The 15,803-nt window shown below is 69.4% G+C and carries 13 protein-coding genes; 6 read left to right on the top strand and 7 right to left on the bottom strand.

Annotated features, from left to right (window positions below; genetic code table 11):
* Window positions 1-6: 6 nt before the first annotated feature.
* From ACEN96_RS07230 to ACEN96_RS07220, 3 genes are all read right to left on the bottom strand, one after another.
* A complete protein-coding gene (locus ACEN96_RS07230; RefSeq protein ID WP_495587361.1) occupies window positions 7-729 on the bottom strand; it encodes a PEP-CTERM sorting domain-containing protein in 723 nt (240 codons plus the stop codon).
* Window positions 730-952: 223 nt separating this feature from the next.
* Entirely contained in the window at window positions 953-2,281 is a 1,329-nt protein-coding gene (locus ACEN96_RS07225; RefSeq protein WP_495587360.1) for a type II toxin-antitoxin system HipA family toxin, read from the bottom strand.
* Window positions 2,282-2,302: 21 nt separating this feature from the next.
* Entirely contained in the window at window positions 2,303-2,578 is a 276-nt protein-coding gene (locus ACEN96_RS07220; protein WP_495587359.1) for a helix-turn-helix domain-containing protein, read from the bottom strand.
* Window positions 2,579-2,820: 242 nt separating this feature from the next.
* Between ACEN96_RS07220 and ACEN96_RS07215 the strand changes: the two genes are divergently transcribed.
* Together ACEN96_RS07215 and ACEN96_RS07210 are read left to right on the top strand one after the other, a co-directional pair.
* Window positions 2,821-3,885, top strand: a complete 1,065-nt coding sequence (locus ACEN96_RS07215; RefSeq protein WP_495587358.1) for a flavodoxin family protein — start codon at window positions 2,821-2,823, stop codon at window positions 3,883-3,885.
* A 61-nt stretch (window positions 3,886-3,946) separates the two neighbouring features.
* Window positions 3,947-4,201: a hypothetical protein gene (locus ACEN96_RS07210; protein WP_495587357.1), complete on the top strand. Its 255-nt coding sequence runs from the start codon at window positions 3,947-3,949 to the stop codon at window positions 4,199-4,201.
* Window positions 4,202-4,277: 76 nt separating this feature from the next.
* On the opposite strand, the gene ubiE is transcribed toward ACEN96_RS07210, so the two are convergent.
* The 4 genes from ubiE to ACEN96_RS07190 form a co-directional block, all read right to left on the bottom strand.
* Window positions 4,278-5,009, bottom strand: a complete 732-nt coding sequence (gene ubiE / locus ACEN96_RS07205) for a bifunctional demethylmenaquinone methyltransferase/2-methoxy-6-polyprenyl-1,4-benzoquinol methylase UbiE (protein ID WP_495587356.1) — start codon at window positions 5,007-5,009, stop codon at window positions 4,278-4,280.
* A gap of 65 nt (window positions 5,010-5,074) precedes the next feature.
* Window positions 5,075-5,506, bottom strand: a complete 432-nt coding sequence (locus ACEN96_RS07200) for a gamma-butyrobetaine hydroxylase family protein (protein ID WP_495587355.1) — start codon at window positions 5,504-5,506, stop codon at window positions 5,075-5,077.
* Window positions 5,507-5,583: 77 nt separating this feature from the next.
* Window positions 5,584-7,041, bottom strand: a complete 1,458-nt coding sequence (locus tag ACEN96_RS07195; RefSeq protein ID WP_495587354.1) for a S8 family serine peptidase — start codon at window positions 7,039-7,041, stop codon at window positions 5,584-5,586.
* Between the two features lie 158 nt (window positions 7,042-7,199).
* Entirely contained in the window at window positions 7,200-8,999 is a 1,800-nt protein-coding gene (locus tag ACEN96_RS07190) for a S8 family peptidase (RefSeq protein ID WP_495587353.1), read from the bottom strand.
* Between the two features lie 422 nt (window positions 9,000-9,421).
* On the opposite strand from ACEN96_RS07190, the gene ACEN96_RS07185 reads away from it, so the two are divergent.
* The 4 genes from ACEN96_RS07185 (at window position 9,422) to ACEN96_RS07170 (ending at window position 15,626) form a co-directional block, all read left to right on the top strand.
* The gene (locus tag ACEN96_RS07185) at window positions 9,422-11,467 is read left to right on the top strand and encodes a M13 family metallopeptidase (protein WP_495587352.1); all 2,046 of its coding nucleotides are present in this window, start codon (window positions 9,422-9,424) and stop codon (window positions 11,465-11,467) included.
* Window positions 11,468-11,856: 389 nt separating this feature from the next.
* Window positions 11,857-12,372, top strand: coding sequence for a hypothetical protein (locus ACEN96_RS07180; RefSeq protein WP_495587351.1), 516 nt, complete (start codon window positions 11,857-11,859; stop codon window positions 12,370-12,372).
* Between the two features lie 113 nt (window positions 12,373-12,485).
* Entirely contained in the window at window positions 12,486-13,487 is a 1,002-nt protein-coding gene (locus ACEN96_RS07175) for a Bug family tripartite tricarboxylate transporter substrate binding protein (RefSeq protein ID WP_495587350.1), read from the top strand.
* A gap of 204 nt (window positions 13,488-13,691) precedes the next feature.
* Complete coding sequence (locus ACEN96_RS07170; RefSeq protein WP_495587349.1) at window positions 13,692-15,626, top strand: methyl-accepting chemotaxis protein; 1,935 nt, start codon at window positions 13,692-13,694, stop codon at window positions 15,624-15,626.
* The last annotated feature ends 177 nt before the right edge of the window (window positions 15,627-15,803 follow it).

The raw sequence follows: 15,803 nt of genomic DNA, 5'->3' as shown, positions 1-15,803 counted from the left end.
GCTTGCTCAGGCTTGCTTGCGGCGGCGGATCGTCACGCCCATGACGCCCAGGGCGGCCAGGGCCAGCGCGATCGAGGCGGGTTCGGGCACTTGCGGCACGTCGACGTCGGGGATCAACGAGCCGGCGAACTGGACCATGTCGTAGCGGATGGTGCCGCCGGTGCCGTAGTTGTTGCCGGTGCCGGCGTAGCTGGTGGTGTTCGGGGCGAACATGCTGACCAGCTGGATTGCGAAGTTGGCGTTGTCGGCCACGCCCAGGATGTCGGTGAAGTCGAAGCCCAGGCCCTTCACGAAGGTGCTGTCGCGGACCATGCGGAAGGTGGTGGCCTCGAGCCAGTTCTCGCCGTCGATCGTGTAGAGCAGCGAGGTCCAGGCCGACGCCGTGGCGCTGTTGCGCTGGTCGAAGCTCAGCACGATGTGGTCGAAGCCGGTGGTGTCGACCGAGAACTGCACGCCGGTGGTCTTGTTGCCGGTGCCCTGGGCGGCGTAGCCGGTGGTGTTCAGCGCCTGGCTGTTGGCGGTGGTGTCAGAAGACCCGGACTGGCCCGCGAAGGTGGTCGTCACGTTGCCCAGCGTGTTGAAGCTGGCGCCGCCATGGTCGGTGTAGGTCGGCTTGGTGGAGAAGGCGCCATTGCGGTCGGGGTTGTAGCTCCACAGCGCGACCGTGTCGGCATAGGCGGCGGACGTCAGGAGGACGCCGGCCGCGAGCAGGATGGATTTGAATTTCATGGACCCTCGGACTGTCAATAGTTAAAACAAATGTTTGCGCAAACGTTTACGGCAAAACTTTGTCAGCAAATCTGTGAATGCATGCGCTTGACAACGCGCAACGGCCGGAGCGTAGGGTCGCTTCGTGACAAGCAGGTTGCGGGGAAGCCCGGGGGTGGGGAACACCAGCCCCCGTGTTTGAGGGGGGAAGGCGCGTGGTCCAGCGGCCCGCGGCTGGATCGGTTCAGGCCAAGCCGGAGGGGCTGAGGGAGCTTGCGTCCTCGAGGAACTGCTGCGCGTGACGGCGGGCACCGCTGGCGATGGGACGCCAAGTGGACTCTGGAAAGCCGGGAGGAAGTTGCTGCTCGACTTCGTCGAGCGTCTTCGAGACTTGTTGCGCCAAGCCGACCATGCGGGGCCAGGCGTTGCCTCCGGCCAATGAAGCGAGATGGCGCCAATGCCGCGCCTTGATTTCGCCTAGGCGGTAATGCGTGTTCCGGGACTTGATGCCCATGGCCAGCTTCGCGCGGCCGTAGTCGATGTGATTCGCGCCACGGCCGATGACCGGCCATACGGACAACACGTCGTACAGCGGCGTCATCGCGAAACGGCCGGCCCGTAGATGCTGAATGGAGAAGTTCTTGGCGTGCCCGTCCGTGGCGGCGAGCAGCCAGAACGAGAACTGCGCGAGCGCGAATGTCGCCAGGTCTTCCAGACGCTCGCTGGTACGCAGCTGCTGCAGACAAGCCAACATGGAGGGGCCGCCGTCCGCTTGGTACTTGAGCTCAGGAGGCATCCCCATCGCCTGGCAGAAATCCTCCTGAGGCAGCCTCAGGATCCGAGGCTGCGCGTCGCCTTGCCAGAGGCGATCGAAGCGTTCGACCACCAGCGCCTTCATCCCCGCGAACAGGCCGATTTCCGTGGTCGCCACCGGCAAGCCGAGCGCGCGAAGGATCTGCGCACAGAGCCATTCGTTCTCAACCGACTCGGTCATGTCGGCTTGCATGTTGCCGACGAGCCCGAGCGGCAGCTTCAGGATGTGCGTCGTCGGCGTGGCGCCGCCAGGCCGATGCCAACGTCCGTCGATGCGAAGCAACGCCGTCTTCTCCTGCGCTCCCGCGATCGACACACGGAAGTCGTCTTCTTCGCGATGGCCCAGCGCGCTCGGCGAGGTCACGCCCGCCAGGATGCGAGCGACGTCCGTTTCCTCCAACGGATCCGCTACGACGCGATCCCAACCTTCCGGCGATTCTTCCGGAGGGAGGATCTGCAAGGCTCCAACGCAATCGCGACCGATGGCCTTGAGCAGATCGAAGGCGCTGTCGGAGCCGGTCGTGAAACGCTCGCGGATGCGACGACGGATGTAATGGCTGTCCGGCAGGAGGTTCTCGAAGTAGTTGTTGATGACCTCGGAACGGAGGTCGGCATCAAACGGCAACGAGAGCGACAGCGCGCGGGCTTGCGGCGAGTCCTGCCAGGAGCGTTCATAGCGCAGCGTCGAAAAACCGGTACGCGGATGGACATTCCAGACACCCACTGCCTGGCCGTTCATCCACAAGTGCAGAGCCGTCATCCCGTTCCTTCCGTGATCGCCTCACCAGGGCTCATCCAAGGCGGACGGCGCCGCGGGCGCGCTGTCGCCGGCGAGCCTTCGATCATCGGTTTCGAGCACCAATTGCGTGCCGAGCGCGTGGAGCAGATCCAACAACTGGTCAAAGCTGACACTGGAAGGATCGCCTTCGATGCGAGCCAGGCGGCTCTGGCTCACGCCGATCCGCTGGCCCAGTTCCGCCTGGCTCAGTCCTTGGCGCCGACGGAGCGCTCTCAGATGGGGACCCAGCTGCCGGGGAGTCTGTAGACGGAAGTTCATGGCTGACCTTCATCTGCATGGTTCGAGGAAGGGATATTGCATGCCAAATCAAGCATGAAACCAGAATATGCGTCAAGAAGCATAAATGCAAGACATGCTGAATGAGGCATAACCAACTGGATATGCGGAATCAGGCATAGGAATTCGTAGGACACCGCCCCTCCCCACAACCCTCCCCCGTCCGACGGCCCCTCTCAGCAGGTCCTTGAATACTGGCCCCATCGCCACCCGAAGGGCCGCCGATGACCGACATCCGCAAGGGCCAGCAGCCGCCGGAGCTGACCCGCGAGCAGTTCCACGAGCGCTTCATGCGGCGCTTCCACGACCCCGCCTTCCGCGCCGAGGCCGACGCCATCGCCCGCCTCGAGACCATCGCCTTCCAGGCCATGAAGGAAGGCCGCAAGGCGCCTGTCACCCGGCCCGCCGGCAACGGCTTCAAGGACCCGGCCTACGAGACCTCGGTCGAGTGGCTCGACGCCCATCAGCGCCTGAAGCTCGCGCAGCAGCGCTGGAGCGATCCGGCCACGCGCTCGCGCGTGCTGCTGGTCTGCGGCAGCGACCGCAACGACGGCACCTGCCCCGGCGAGATGTCCAAGACCTGGCGTCTCACCCAGATCGCCCGGGAGCAGCTCAGCCGCCGCGACCTCATCGTCGACGTGCTCGACCTCAGCCTGATGGTCTCGGAGTACGGCCGCGAGATCCACCCGTGCAAGGGCTGCGTCTCCACCGCGATGCCGCTGTGCCATTGGCCTTGCAGCTGTTATCCGAATCACGCGCTGGGCCAGTCCAGCGACTGGATGAACGAGATCTACGAGCGCTGGGTCTCGGCGCATGGGGTGATCCTCTTCACCCCCACCTACTGGTATCAGTCGCCCAGCGCGCTGAAGCTGATGATCGACCGTCTGGTCTGCGCCGACGGCGGCAACCCCGATCCGACCAGCACCCATGGCAAGACCGTCGCCGAGGCCAAGGCCCTCGAGGCCCAGGGCTGGGACTATCCCAAGCACCTCGCGGGGCGCGTCTACGGACTGGTCGTGCACGGCGACGTCGCGGGCGTCGAATCGCAGCGCCGCAACCTCTCCGACTGGCTGGACTGGATGGGACTGGTCGACGCGGGCGCGCTTGCCCGGCTGGATCGCTATCTCGGGTACTACCAGCCGTACTACGACAGCCACGAGGCGCTGGACCGCGACGAGGCCCTCCAGCAGGAAGTCCGCGTCGTGGCCGACCTCGTCGGCGACGCGGTCAAGCAGTTGCGGGAGGGCAAGCTGCCCCATTCCAATCGCAAGGCCGTCCGCCAGAAATGACGGCGCTTCGCCACTGCGTTCGATCTCCCCCCTCGACCTCATCGACCCAAGGAGCATTCCAATGGCCGCTTCCCCCTCCTCCTCCCGTCCGACGCAACAGCTCCAGCCGGAACTGCCGCCCGACGTGCCGCCGTTCCCGTCCTCCGACGCCGACATCGACGCCGATGACCTGGACAGCGTCTATGGCCAGCTCGTGAAGGGCGTCGGCCACGAGTTCGTCACCGACGCCAACGTCGACGAACTCGCCCGCCGCGCCGAGCAGGACGGGCATCCGATCCTCGCCACCGAGCTGCGGGAGTGGAAGGCGCCCTGCTGAGGCCCTTCTTTCCTGGTCCCCAATGCGGCAGGGCCCCGATCGGGGCCCTGCTTCATGGGATCGCGTCAGCCGCCGCTCAGCACTTGATGCCCGCGTGCAGCGCCACGACGCCACCGGTCAGGTTGTGCACGTCGACATGGCCGAAACCCACCGACTTCATCAGCGCCTTGAGCTCCGCCTGCGGCGGGTGCATGCGGATGGACTCGGCCAGGTAGCGGTAGCTGTCGGCGTCGCCGGCGATCATCGAGCCGATGCGGGGCAGGACCTTGAAGGAGTACCAGTCGTAGGGCTTGCGCAGCGGCTCCGCCACTTGAGAGAACTCCAGCACCAGCAGCCGCCCGCCCGGGCGCAGCACCCGGTTCATCTCCGCCAGCGCCTTGTCCTTGTGCGTCATGTTGCGCAGGCCGAAGGCCACGCACACCAGGTCGAACGACCCGTCCTTGTACGGCAGCGCCTCGGCGTCGCAGAGGTTGGTCGGCAGCACCAGGCCCTCGTCGATCAGGCGCTCGCGGCCGGTGCGCAGCATCGCCTCGTTGATGTCGGTGTGCACGACCATGCCGCGCTCGCCGACCTTCCTCGCGAACAGCCGGGCCATGTCGCCGGTGCCGCCCGCGATGTCCAGCACGCGGTCGCCCGGCTTCAGGTTGGCCACCGCCAGCGTGTAGCGTTTCCAGGCGCGGTGCAGGCCCATCGACATCAGGTCGTTCATGACGTCGTAGCGCGCCGCGACCGAGTCGAACACGCCGCGCACGCGACGGGCCTTGACAGTCTCGTCGACGGTCTCGAAGCCGAAATGGGTGGAACTCATGGTGGGGTCCTGCTGAAGGGGGGCGTCCGGGGAAGACGGTCGCGGTCGATGGCGCGCGATCGCGGTCAGTGGCTGCCGCAGCTGCCGCCGCCGTGGGCATGGCCGCCGGCCTTGACCGGCATCGGCGCGTCGCGGTCCAGGCCCGCGGCGGCCAGCTTCTGTTCGTACTCGCGCATCAGGCGGTCCTGGTCGCGGCCCAGCTCGTAGAGATAGGCCCAGGTGAACAGGCCGCTCTCGTGGCCATCGGAGAACAGCGGCTGCAGCGCGTAATGGCCGACCTGCTGCACGGCGACGATGCCGACGTCGCGCTTGCCCGTCTGCAGCGTCTCCTGGCCCGGGCCGTGTCCCTGCACCTCGGCCGACGGGCTGCACACGCGCATCAGCTCGAAGGGGATGCGGAAACGCGCGCCGTCGTTGAAGGCGAGCTCCAGCACCTTGGACTGCTGGTGCACGACGATGTCAGTCGGGAGCGGCGAATTGCTGTCGAGGCCGGCCATGGGGTCGCGGAACGGGTCGCGGAGAAATCGAGGGTCGCAGTGTAGCGGGGCGGGCCTGCCCCGCCGCCATCGCGGATTCAAGGCCGGCGGCGGCGCCTCGGCTCCTGGTGGTCCACCAGGTTCCGGATCAGCTCGAGCGCCTGGCGCGCATTGAGCAGCCCGTCGCCGCAGGCCGGACAGCCAGGGATCTCGATCGCGCTGACGCGCAGCGCCTCCTCGATCTGCGCGGGCGTGGCCTGCGGCCGCGCCTGCAGCATCAGCGCCACCACGGCCGAGACATGCGGCGCCGACAGGCTGGTGCCCACCTGCCACGCGACGACGGGCCGCCAGGCGCCATCGACGAACGCCAGGGCCGTCGTGGGCACGCCGTCCCGGGTCCGGGCCCACGGGCCGTTGTCCCCGGATGGCGCGGTCACCGTGATGCCGGCGCCGCGGTTCGAGCCGGTCCACAGGGCGCCGTGGCGCGTCGCCCCGGCCACGGCCACCACGCCGCGGCAATTGGCCGGCGATCGATGCCTCACGTCCGACCCCTGGTTGCCAGCCGCGGCCACCACCACGGCCCCGCGCGCCCGCGCGAAGTCGATGGCCGCCTGCAAGGCCGGACTGCAGGGGCCCGACGTGGCCAGCGACACATTCAGCACCCGCGCGCCCGGCACGTTCAAGGGAGCGCCGGCGACACCGCCGCCGGCCGCCCAGACGATGCCGTCGATCATGTCCGACTCCCATCCTCCGCCCGGATCGATGACGCGCACCGGCTGGATCCGGGCGCGCGGCGCGATGCCGACCACGCCCTCCCGATCGAGCCGCGCGGCGATCACGCCGGCCACCGCCAGTCCATGGCCGGGCGCGCGGCCCCGCGGGCGCGGCTGGGCCGGCAGCGGCTCGTCCGGAACGCCGTCCTGGCCATCTCCGTCGGAGGAGACCTGCGGCCCGACGAAGGAGACGAAGTCCCAGCCCGTGTCCCACTGCCCGTGCAACTCCGGATGCTCGATCCGGCCGGAATCGAGGACGGCCACGCGCACCCCGCTGCCGTCCACCGCGTCCAGCGCCGCCCATGCCTCGATGCGATGCAGGTTCCATTGTTGCGAGTAACGGGGTTCCAGCGCCAGTTGGCGGAAGTCGACCCGCTGCGGCTGGACCCACCGGTCGACGCGGATCGCGGCGCGCGGGGAACCGGTGATCCCCGGCCCCAGGCTGGCCGGCTCGAGCCAGCCGATGCGCTGCGCCGCCACCGGCACCGCCAGCTCGACCACCAGTTCTCCGGTCGACAACCGCCGCAGCACGGTGACCTGCTCCGGGGCCAGGCCCAGTTCCCGCGCCAGGCTCCGCCGCGCGCGCGCGTCCTCCGCGACCGAAACGGTGTCCACCCGTCCGGGATCGCGGCTCTCCCCGATCAGCAGGCGGCGCGCCGGCCTGTCATCGCCCCGGCGCGCGGCCGGACCGGCCAGCGCCGGCATGGCCGCGGCGGTGACGGCCAGGGCGGCCGCCAGCGTGGCCGCGGCGGCGGGGACAGAGAAGGAGACGGACGGCAACATGGCGGCACCGGGTGTTGGCGCGGCCTAGTGGCCGGCCCGGCGCGCATGAACGAAAAAAATCCCGCCAGCTTTCACCGGCGGGATTCAACGGGTGCCCAGTTCGGGCCCAAGGCACCCGGCTTACCAAACGAGGAGAGTGGGAACGGGCTGGCGGCGCCTTACCAGCTCAGGCCCAGCGTGTACGACCCGCTGGTGCCCGAGTAGTAGAGGACCCGCACGTAGACGGTGACCGACGAGGCCGTGGTGTTCTGGTACGTGAAGCTGTCGACCGAACCGGCGCCGTTCTCGCTGGCCTTGAGCTGCGTGCCGGAGCCATCCACCAGATACAGGTCGAAGTCCTTGCCGCTGGCCGGCGTCAGGGTCGCGCTGAGCGTCTTGCCGGCGGGCAGCACGACCTTGAAGTAGTCGTTCGTGTCGCTGCTCGAGCTCATGCTGCCGCTGACCGTCATCGGCGCGGTGATGGCCTGCGCCGCGGAGATCGAGTTGTTCGGCTCGGTTTCCGCGACCGTGCCGCCACCGCCGCCGCCCAGGATCGCCGTGACCGCGGCATTCGCGTCCAGCAGGCCCGAGCCGCACTGGCTGCAGCTGCCGGGGAAGGCGCGGGCGCTGCTCTTGAGCGCGGCCGTGATCTGGTCCGGCGTGGCCGTCGGCTTGGCGCTGTACATCAGCGCCGCGACGCCGGCCACGTGCGGCGTGGCCATCGACGTGCCCTGGTAGTAGGCGTAGTTGTCGGCGCCCGGCGTGGTGGTGCCGGCGTTCAGCGTCGACAGGATGCCGTTGCTGGCGCTGGAGCGCACGTCGCCGCCCGGCGCGGCCAGCGCCACGATCGAGCCGTAGTTCGAGTAGTACGCCCGCGCGCCGTAGCGGTCGGTCGCCGCCACCGCCACCACGCCCGAGCAGTTCGCCGGGCTGGAGTTCGAGGCGTTCTGGTTCTCGTTGCCCGCGGCCACGATGACGCTGGCGCCGCGCGAACGCGCGCCGTTGATCGCCGTCTGCGTGGTGGTGTCGCAGGTGCCGCCGCCGCCCAGCGACAGATTCAGCACCTTGGCGGGGGTCGCGTTGGCCGGCACGCCGGAGACGCTGCCGCCCGAGGCCCAGGTGATGCCGTCGGCGATGTCGGAGGTGTAGCCGCCGCACTTGCCCAGCACCCGCACCGGCTGCACCTTGGCGTTGAAGGCGATGCCCGCCACGCCGGTGCCGTTGTTGGTCTTGGCCGCGATCGTGCCGGCCACGTGCGTGCCGTGCCAGCTCGAGTTCCCGCCCGCATCCTGGGCGCTGCAGGTGCCCGCCGCGTGCCAGTCGCCCGGGTCGCTCGGGTCGTTGTCACGGCCGTTGCCGTCCACCGAGACGGCGGTGTCCGCGATCATGTCGTAGCCGGCCACGATCTGGCCGGACAGGTCCGCGTGCGGCCGGTAGCCGGTGTCGATCACCGCGACCACCACGCCGGTGCCGGTCGCCTGGTCCCACGCGGCCGGCGCGCGGATGCCCCCGGTCGTCTCGTTCAGATCCCACTGCGCGGTGAACGACGGATCGTTCGGGGTGAACAGCGGATACATCTTGCGGTCGGGCTCGACGTACTCGACGTTGGCGTCCGACGCCTTGATCCGCTCGCCGAGCTGGCGCAGCTCCTGCAGCGACAGGCGCTTGCCCAGCTTGTAGACGTGGGCGCCGGTGCCCATCTGGCGCAGCAGCGTCATCTGCGCGCCCAGCGGCGCGGCGAGCTGCTGCAGCCGCTCGGTGCGGGCGCCGATCGCGTCGCTGGCCACCGCCTGCGACTGCACCGCCACGCCCAGGCGCTGCTGCACCACGGTGCTGCCGTCCTTGTACTTCACGATCAGACGGTCGGTCTGCTCATCGCGCTGCTGGGGGGCCTTGTCGATGTCCACCGACGACACACCCGCCTGGGCCACGCCCAGACCGGCGAGACCCAGAGCCAGCGCAAGGCTGAGCTTGTTCATTCGCAACATGCTTGTCATCTCCGTTCTTCCATCGCCGCCGGGGATAGCCGGCGCCACTCGCCCCCAAACGCCCTGGCGCGTTGACACCTGTGGGGGGCACACCAGCCGGCCCCTTTGCCGATCAGCGTGCGGCGCAGTTTAGGAAGGCCAACGGGCGCCAACCGCCCCACCTGCAACAGTTAACAGGAAGGAATACCCCTATAACTTATTTGTGTCAGAACGCAGACTTTGGTCTGCTAATCGCCCCTTTCTTACGCCTAAAGGCCTGATTCGTAAGGTTTGCGCGCGATTTGCGCGGCTGCGCGAACGGCGTGCCCGGGGTGCCGGAAGGCATGCACGGGACCGCGCCGATGGCAGGGGTGGTGGGGCTCGTTTAGCCTGTGCGGCTTGTCGTTTTCGCCACACATTGGTGACAAATAACCATGTTCCCTCTACGCCTGATCGCCGCCGCGGCCGCTTCCGCCCTCGCCCTGGCCGCCTCGCCGGCCCGCGCGCTGGACGTGGCGAGCTTCTCGCCCGACGTCCAGCCCTGCGCCGACTTCTATGACTACGTGAACGGTCCCTGGGTCGCCGGCACCGAGGTGCCGGCCGAGCGCACGCGCATCGGCAGCTTCGACGCGCTGCGCGTCAACAACGACCGGGTGCTGGCCGCCGCGCTGGCCGAGCTGGTCGCCAAGCCGGAGCTGCGCAAGACGCCGGGCCTGAAGCAGGCCGCCACCTTCTATGCCAGCGGCATGGACCTGGCCGCGATCGAGGCGCAAGGCCTCAAGCCGGTGAAGCCGCTGCTGGACCGCGTCGCGTCGATGAAGTCCGCCCAGGACCTGCCCTTCGTCCTGGCCCAGCTGGGCCGCGTCGGCATCGCCGCGCCGGTGGGCGCCTCCGTGCGGGCCGACGTGAAGAACACCCGCGTCAACGTGCTGACGCTGGGCCAGTCGGGCCTGGGCCTGCCGGACCGCGACGACTACTTCAAGGACACCGACATCGCCAAGAAGCTGCGCGCCGCCTACCGGCTGTATGCGCAGCGGCTGCTGTCCTCGGCCGGCTTCGACGCCACGCCCGCGGCGCTGGACGCGCTGATGGGCTTCGAGGCGCAGCTGGCCGAGGCCACCACGCCGCGCGCGCAACTGCGCGATCCGCTCAAGGTCTACAACCCGATGACGGCGCCGGAACTCGCCGGCAAGGCGCCCGGCCTGGCCTGGGAGGCCTACCTCCAGGCGCTGACGCGCAGCGACACGCGCGCCGGTGGCGTCGAGCGGCTGATCGTCGCGCAGCCCGAGTTCATGACCCGCGTCGCGCTGATGGCCGAGCACATCCCGCTGGCCACCTGGCAGACCTACCTGCGCATGCGCGTGCTGTCCAACAGCGCGGCGCGCCTGCCCAAGGCCTTCGCGGACGCGGACTTCGACTATCACGGCGTCGCGATCGGCGGCCAGGAGAAGCACGCGCCGCGCGACGAGGAGGTGATCCTGCTGATCGGCGGCCGCACCGGCGGCAATCCGCTGGGCCTGGCGCTGGGCGAAGCCTTCGTGGCCAAGGCCTTCTCGCCCGAGGCGCAGCGCCGCGCGACGCTGCTGATCGGCGACGTCAAGGCGGCGATGAAGACGCGCATCCAGAACCTCACCTGGATGAGCCCCGAGACCAAGCTCAAGGCGCTGGAGAAGCTCGAGGCGATGCAGCCCAAGATCGGCGCGCCCGCGACCTGGCCCACGTACGACGGCCTGGCGCTGGACGCCAAGGACTTCGCCGGCAACCAGCTGCGCGCGGCGGCCTGGTTCCACGGCGAGCAGATCAAGGACCTGGACCGCCCCAGCGACCGCACGCGCTGGACGATGTCGCCCTACATCGTCAACGCGCAGGCCGGCGGCCTCAACGAGATCACCTTCCCGGCCGGCATCCTGCAGCCGCCCTTCTTCGACGCGAAGGCCGACGATGCCGTCAACTACGGTGGCATCGGCATGGTGATCGGCCACGAGATCGTCCACCACTTCGACGACCGCGGCCGCCAGTTCGACAGCATCGGCAGTCTGGACGACTGGTGGACCGCCGCCGACGCGCAGCACTACCAGGCGCGCGCCGACCGCGTGGTGGCGCTCTACGAGAGCTATGAACCGGTCAAGGGCACGCACATCAACGGGCGGCTCACGCTGGGCGAGAACATCTCCGACATGGCCGGCATGCCGATCGCCTTCGACGCGCTGCAGAACGCGCTGCGCCGCGCCGGCCCGGACCAGGCGGCGGAGAAGATCGACGGCTTCACGCCGGAGCAGCGCTTCTTCCTGTCCAACGCGATGGTGTGGCGCAACAAGGCGCGCGAGGCCGCGCTGCTGAACCAGCTGCGCACCGACCCGCATTCGCCGGGCAAGTATCGCGTGCTGGCGCCGATGTCCAACATGCCGGAGTTCGCCAAGGCCTTCAACTGCAAGAGCGGCGACGCGATGGTGGCGGCCGACCCGATCAAGGTCTGGTGACGCGCTGAACCCACGCGGGGGCCCCGTGCCATTCCGGACACGTGCCTTCCGGCACTTCGGCGCGGAAGTCATGGATCGGCGGCCTCATCGGCGGCTTCATCGGCGGGTTCACGCGCGGGGCCAGGTCTTGTCATCGCTTCGTCACGCGCCGCGCGGCTCAAGGTCATGCATGACTTTTGACCCGATGGATACGGGGGAAAGTCCCGTTCCGGCCTGTCGCCGCCGACTGCATTTCGTCGCGTGTTTCCTGCGCTCCGGTCCTCGCCTTCGACGCTTGGTCGCTCGTCGCTTGGTGGCCGGTCCCGCGATGCCTACGCTGAAAAAAGACCGATACGACAGGCCGCACGAACGCGGGCCGCGACGGTTCTTCAGTCCTCAGGAGCACGACCATGCAAGCGACCCAACGCCCCCTCCACACGACCCTCGTCCGCGCCACGTTCGGCGCGCTCCTTGCCGTGCTGGCCGCCGGCGCCGCGCAGGCCGCGCCCGACGACCTGCAGCGCGTCGAGATCTCCGGCCGCCGTCCCGGCGAGCTGCCGCGCACCGATGTCCGCGCCAGCTGCCCCGGCATCGACCAGGCGCTCGGCGAGAAGCTGGCGAGGGCCCAGTACCTGCATGGCATCGAGGGCGTCTCCACGGTGAGCTTCCGCCTCAACGGCAATACCGTCAGCGAGGTCGCGCAGGCCAAGGGCCCGTGGGTCTATCGCCGCGACGTCCTGCGGGCGGTGCGCGAGTTGCAGTGCCAGGGCGTGGCGCGCGACACGCTCTACGTGATGCAGCTCTCGTTCCGGAACCAGCCCTCCACCGGCGACATCGACCAGCGCGTCGCGCTGATCGAGCTGGCGCCGCCGGCCGCGGGCGCCGCCGGCATCGCGGCCAGCGCCGCGATGGTCGAGGGCCGCTGACGGCGGCACCTCGCGCCCGGTGGCCGAGGCGAGGCGAGGCGACTGCGGGATAGTGCCCGAGCGGGTCCCCGGCGCGGCTGGCTATGCTGGCCGCTTCCAAAGGAGACCCATCCATGTCCGCTCACCCGATCGATCCCGTCCGCCGCTGCCTGTTGATGTCCGGAGCCGCGGGCTCGGCGGCCATGGCGCTGGGCTGGTCCGGGCCGGCGCGGGCCGACGCGTGGCCGTCCAAGCCGATCCGCTGGGTCGTCGCCTATCCCGCCGGCGGCGGCTCCGACTTCCTGGCGCGGCAACTGGCGCCGGTGCTCGGCAAGGCGCTCGGCCAGACCCTGGTGATCGACAACCGGCCCGGCGCGGCCGGCATCATCGGCACCGACAACGCCGCCAAGTCGCCGCCCGACGGCTACACCCTGCTCACCGGGGACAACGGCGCGATGGTCTTCAACAGCGCGCTCTACAAGAAGCTGCCCTACTCGCCGGCCGACTTCGCGCCCGTAGGCTTGATGGCCCGCTTCCCGCTGCTGCTGGTGGTCAATCCGATGGCGGGATTCGCATCGGCGCAGCAATGGCTCGAGGCGGTCAAGGCCAAGCCAGGCAAATACAGCTACGCCTCGCCCGGCATCGGCAGCCCGCATCATCTGGCGATGGAGCTGCTGAAGGACCGCACCCACAGCTACATCGTCCACGTGCCCTATCGCGGCACCGCGTTCTCGACGCAGGACCTGATCGCCGGCGTCGTGCCGATGGGCATCCTCGACACGGCCGCCGCCCTGCCCCACCTGCGCGCCGGCAAGCTCAAGGCGCTGGCCGTGCTGGCGCCGCGGCGCATCGCCGCGCTGCCCGACGTGCCCAGCTTCGAGGAACTCGGCGTCAGCGGCGTCGACGTCAGCGCCTGGCAGGGGCTGTTCGTGCCCAAGGGCACGCCGGAGCCCATCGTGGCGCGCCTGGGCGCCGAGCTCGCGAAGGCGCTCGGCCAGCCCGAATTGAAGGCGCGGCTGGAGGATTTCGGGCTCGAGGTCGCGCCGGGCGACGCCGCGTCGCTCGCCCGCTTCCTCCAGGCGGAGACGCAGAAATGGCACGCGCTGATCCACAGCCGGGGCATCACGGCCGAGTGACGCGAGCGTCAAGTGATGGGCGAGCCGCGTATTACTTCACGAGGGGTGGGAATAACGCGGGTTAACCCTCAAAGGGCGGTAGATGAAACCTCGAGGACTCCCCTTCAGGCGAATAAAGTCTGACAAAGCGCAAAGACAAAACGACAACGACGCGCTAGGGGACCTCCTGCCACTCCCGCTCCGCTTCGCCCGGAGCCGTCAGTCATGAACAACAACAATGCCGTGCGCGCGACGGTGGCCCGTCGCGTTTCCCTTTGGTCGAGCGCCGCGATCGCGGCGCTGCTGATCATCATCTGCGGCACCCTGTCGTGGGTGCTGACCAAGCAGGCGCAGCAGCGCACGCTGGACTACATGTCCGCCGAGGCCGCCTCGGTCGCGCGCGTGGCCGATGCGCTGGATCGCACGGCGCGCGCTTCGGCCAACCGGCTCTATGACGTGCTGGCCGGCGACTTCGCCAGCGGCGCCTTCACGCTGGAAGGCGATGGCGAGCTGGCCTTCAACGGCCAGAAGCTCAACGGCAACTTCGACGCGGTGGACCGCTTCACGCGGCTGACCGGCGGCAACGCGACGATCTTCGCGCGCAAGGGCACGGACGACTTCGTCCGGGTCACGACCTCGGTGAAGAAGGAGGATGGCTCGCGCGCCGTCGGCACCACGCTGGACCGCGCGGGCGCGGCCTATGCGCGCATCACGGCCGGCGAGACCTACGTCGGGCCGGCGACGCTGTTCAAGATCCCCTACATGACGCGCTACTCGCCGATCAAGGACGCCGGCGGCAAGACGGTCGGCATCCTGTACATCGGCTTCGACATGCGCGGGCTGCACCAGGAACTGGTGAAGATGGCCGACGCGGTCAAGCTCTACGAGAGCGGCGGCCTGTACCTGCTCGACCCGGGCAAGACGCCGGCCGACGCGCTGCTGCGCGCGCATCCGCGCGCCCAGGGCAAGAAGCTGTCCGAGGTCATGCCCGCCGATCAGGCGGAGCAGCTGGTCAAGACGCTGACCGGCGACAAGGACGGCGTGCTGGAACAGGTTCAGGCCGTCTACGGCGACAAGTACCAGGACGCCTTCGCGGTGGCGCGCAAGTCGGAAGCGACCGGCTGGTGGGTGGTGGCCGAGGCCTCGCGGGCGCAGGCGCTGGCGGCGCACAACACGACGCTGTGGGTGCTATGGGGGCTGATGCTCGCCACGGTGGCGCTGCTGGGCATGGGCGTGACGTGGATGCTGGGCCGCTGGGTCGGGCAGCCGCTCGCCGATCTCAACGAGGCCGTGGGCGCGGTCGCCGCGGGCGACCTGACCCGGCCGGTGAGCGTGCGTCAGCGGGATGACCTGGGCGCGCTGGCCGAGGGCATCGAGCGCATGCGGCTGCAGCTGTCGCGCACCATCAACGAGGTGCGCCAGGCGTCGGACAGCATCGGCACCGCGTCGGCGGAGGTCGCCGCGGGCAGCCGTGACCTGTCGTCGCGGACCGAGCAGTCGGCCAGCCATCTGCAGGAGACGGCCTCGGCGCTGGAGGAGCTCGCCAGCTCCATGAGCCAGACCGCGGCGTCGGCGGCGCAGGCGCATTCGCTGGTGGGCGAGTCGGATCGCGCCGCGCAGCGCGGCGGCCAGGTCGTGGCGCAGGTCGTCACGACCATGGACGAGATCAGCGCCGCCAGCCGCCAGATCGGCGACATCATCGGCACCATCGACTCCATCGCCTTCCAGACCAACATCCTGGCGCTGAACGCGGCGGTCGAGGCGGCGCGCGCGGGCGAGCAGGGGCGTGGCTTCGCGGTGGTCGCGTCGGAAGTGCGTCAGCTGGCGCAGCGCAGCGCGGAAGCGGCCAAGCAGATCAAGGGGCTCATCACCGCCAGCGGCGAACGCGTGGAATCGGGCGCCAAGCTCGTCGGGGATACCGGCGAGGCGATGCGCGACATCGTGTCCAGCGTGCGCCGGGTGACCGACATCATTGGCGAGATCTCGACCGCGGCGCGCGAGCAGTCGCAGGGCGTGACGCGGATCAACGGCGCGGTGGCGCAGCTCGATCAAGGCACGCAGCAGAACGCGGCGCTCGTCGAGGAAAGCACCGCGGCGGCGGAAAGCCTGCGGGAGCAGGCGCATCGGCTGGTGGCGCAGGTCGGGCAGTTCCGGGTCTGAACCCGGGAGCGCGCGACCGCCTCCAGCGCCGCCACCACCAACTCCCTCGCCCCCGACTGGGGGAGAGGGGCTGGTGGCAAGGCGCTGCTGCCCTTCGAACCGCCCCCTCTCCCCTGCCCTCTCCCCCCTCGCGGGGGGCGAGGGAGTTCATTCCCTCAGCGCTCGGTGCTCGGTGCT

Source organism: Roseateles sp. Mitsp63, assembly GCF_059491535.1.
Note: the sequence above shows the minus strand (reverse complement) of the source record. Positions and strands in the feature narration are given on the sequence as shown.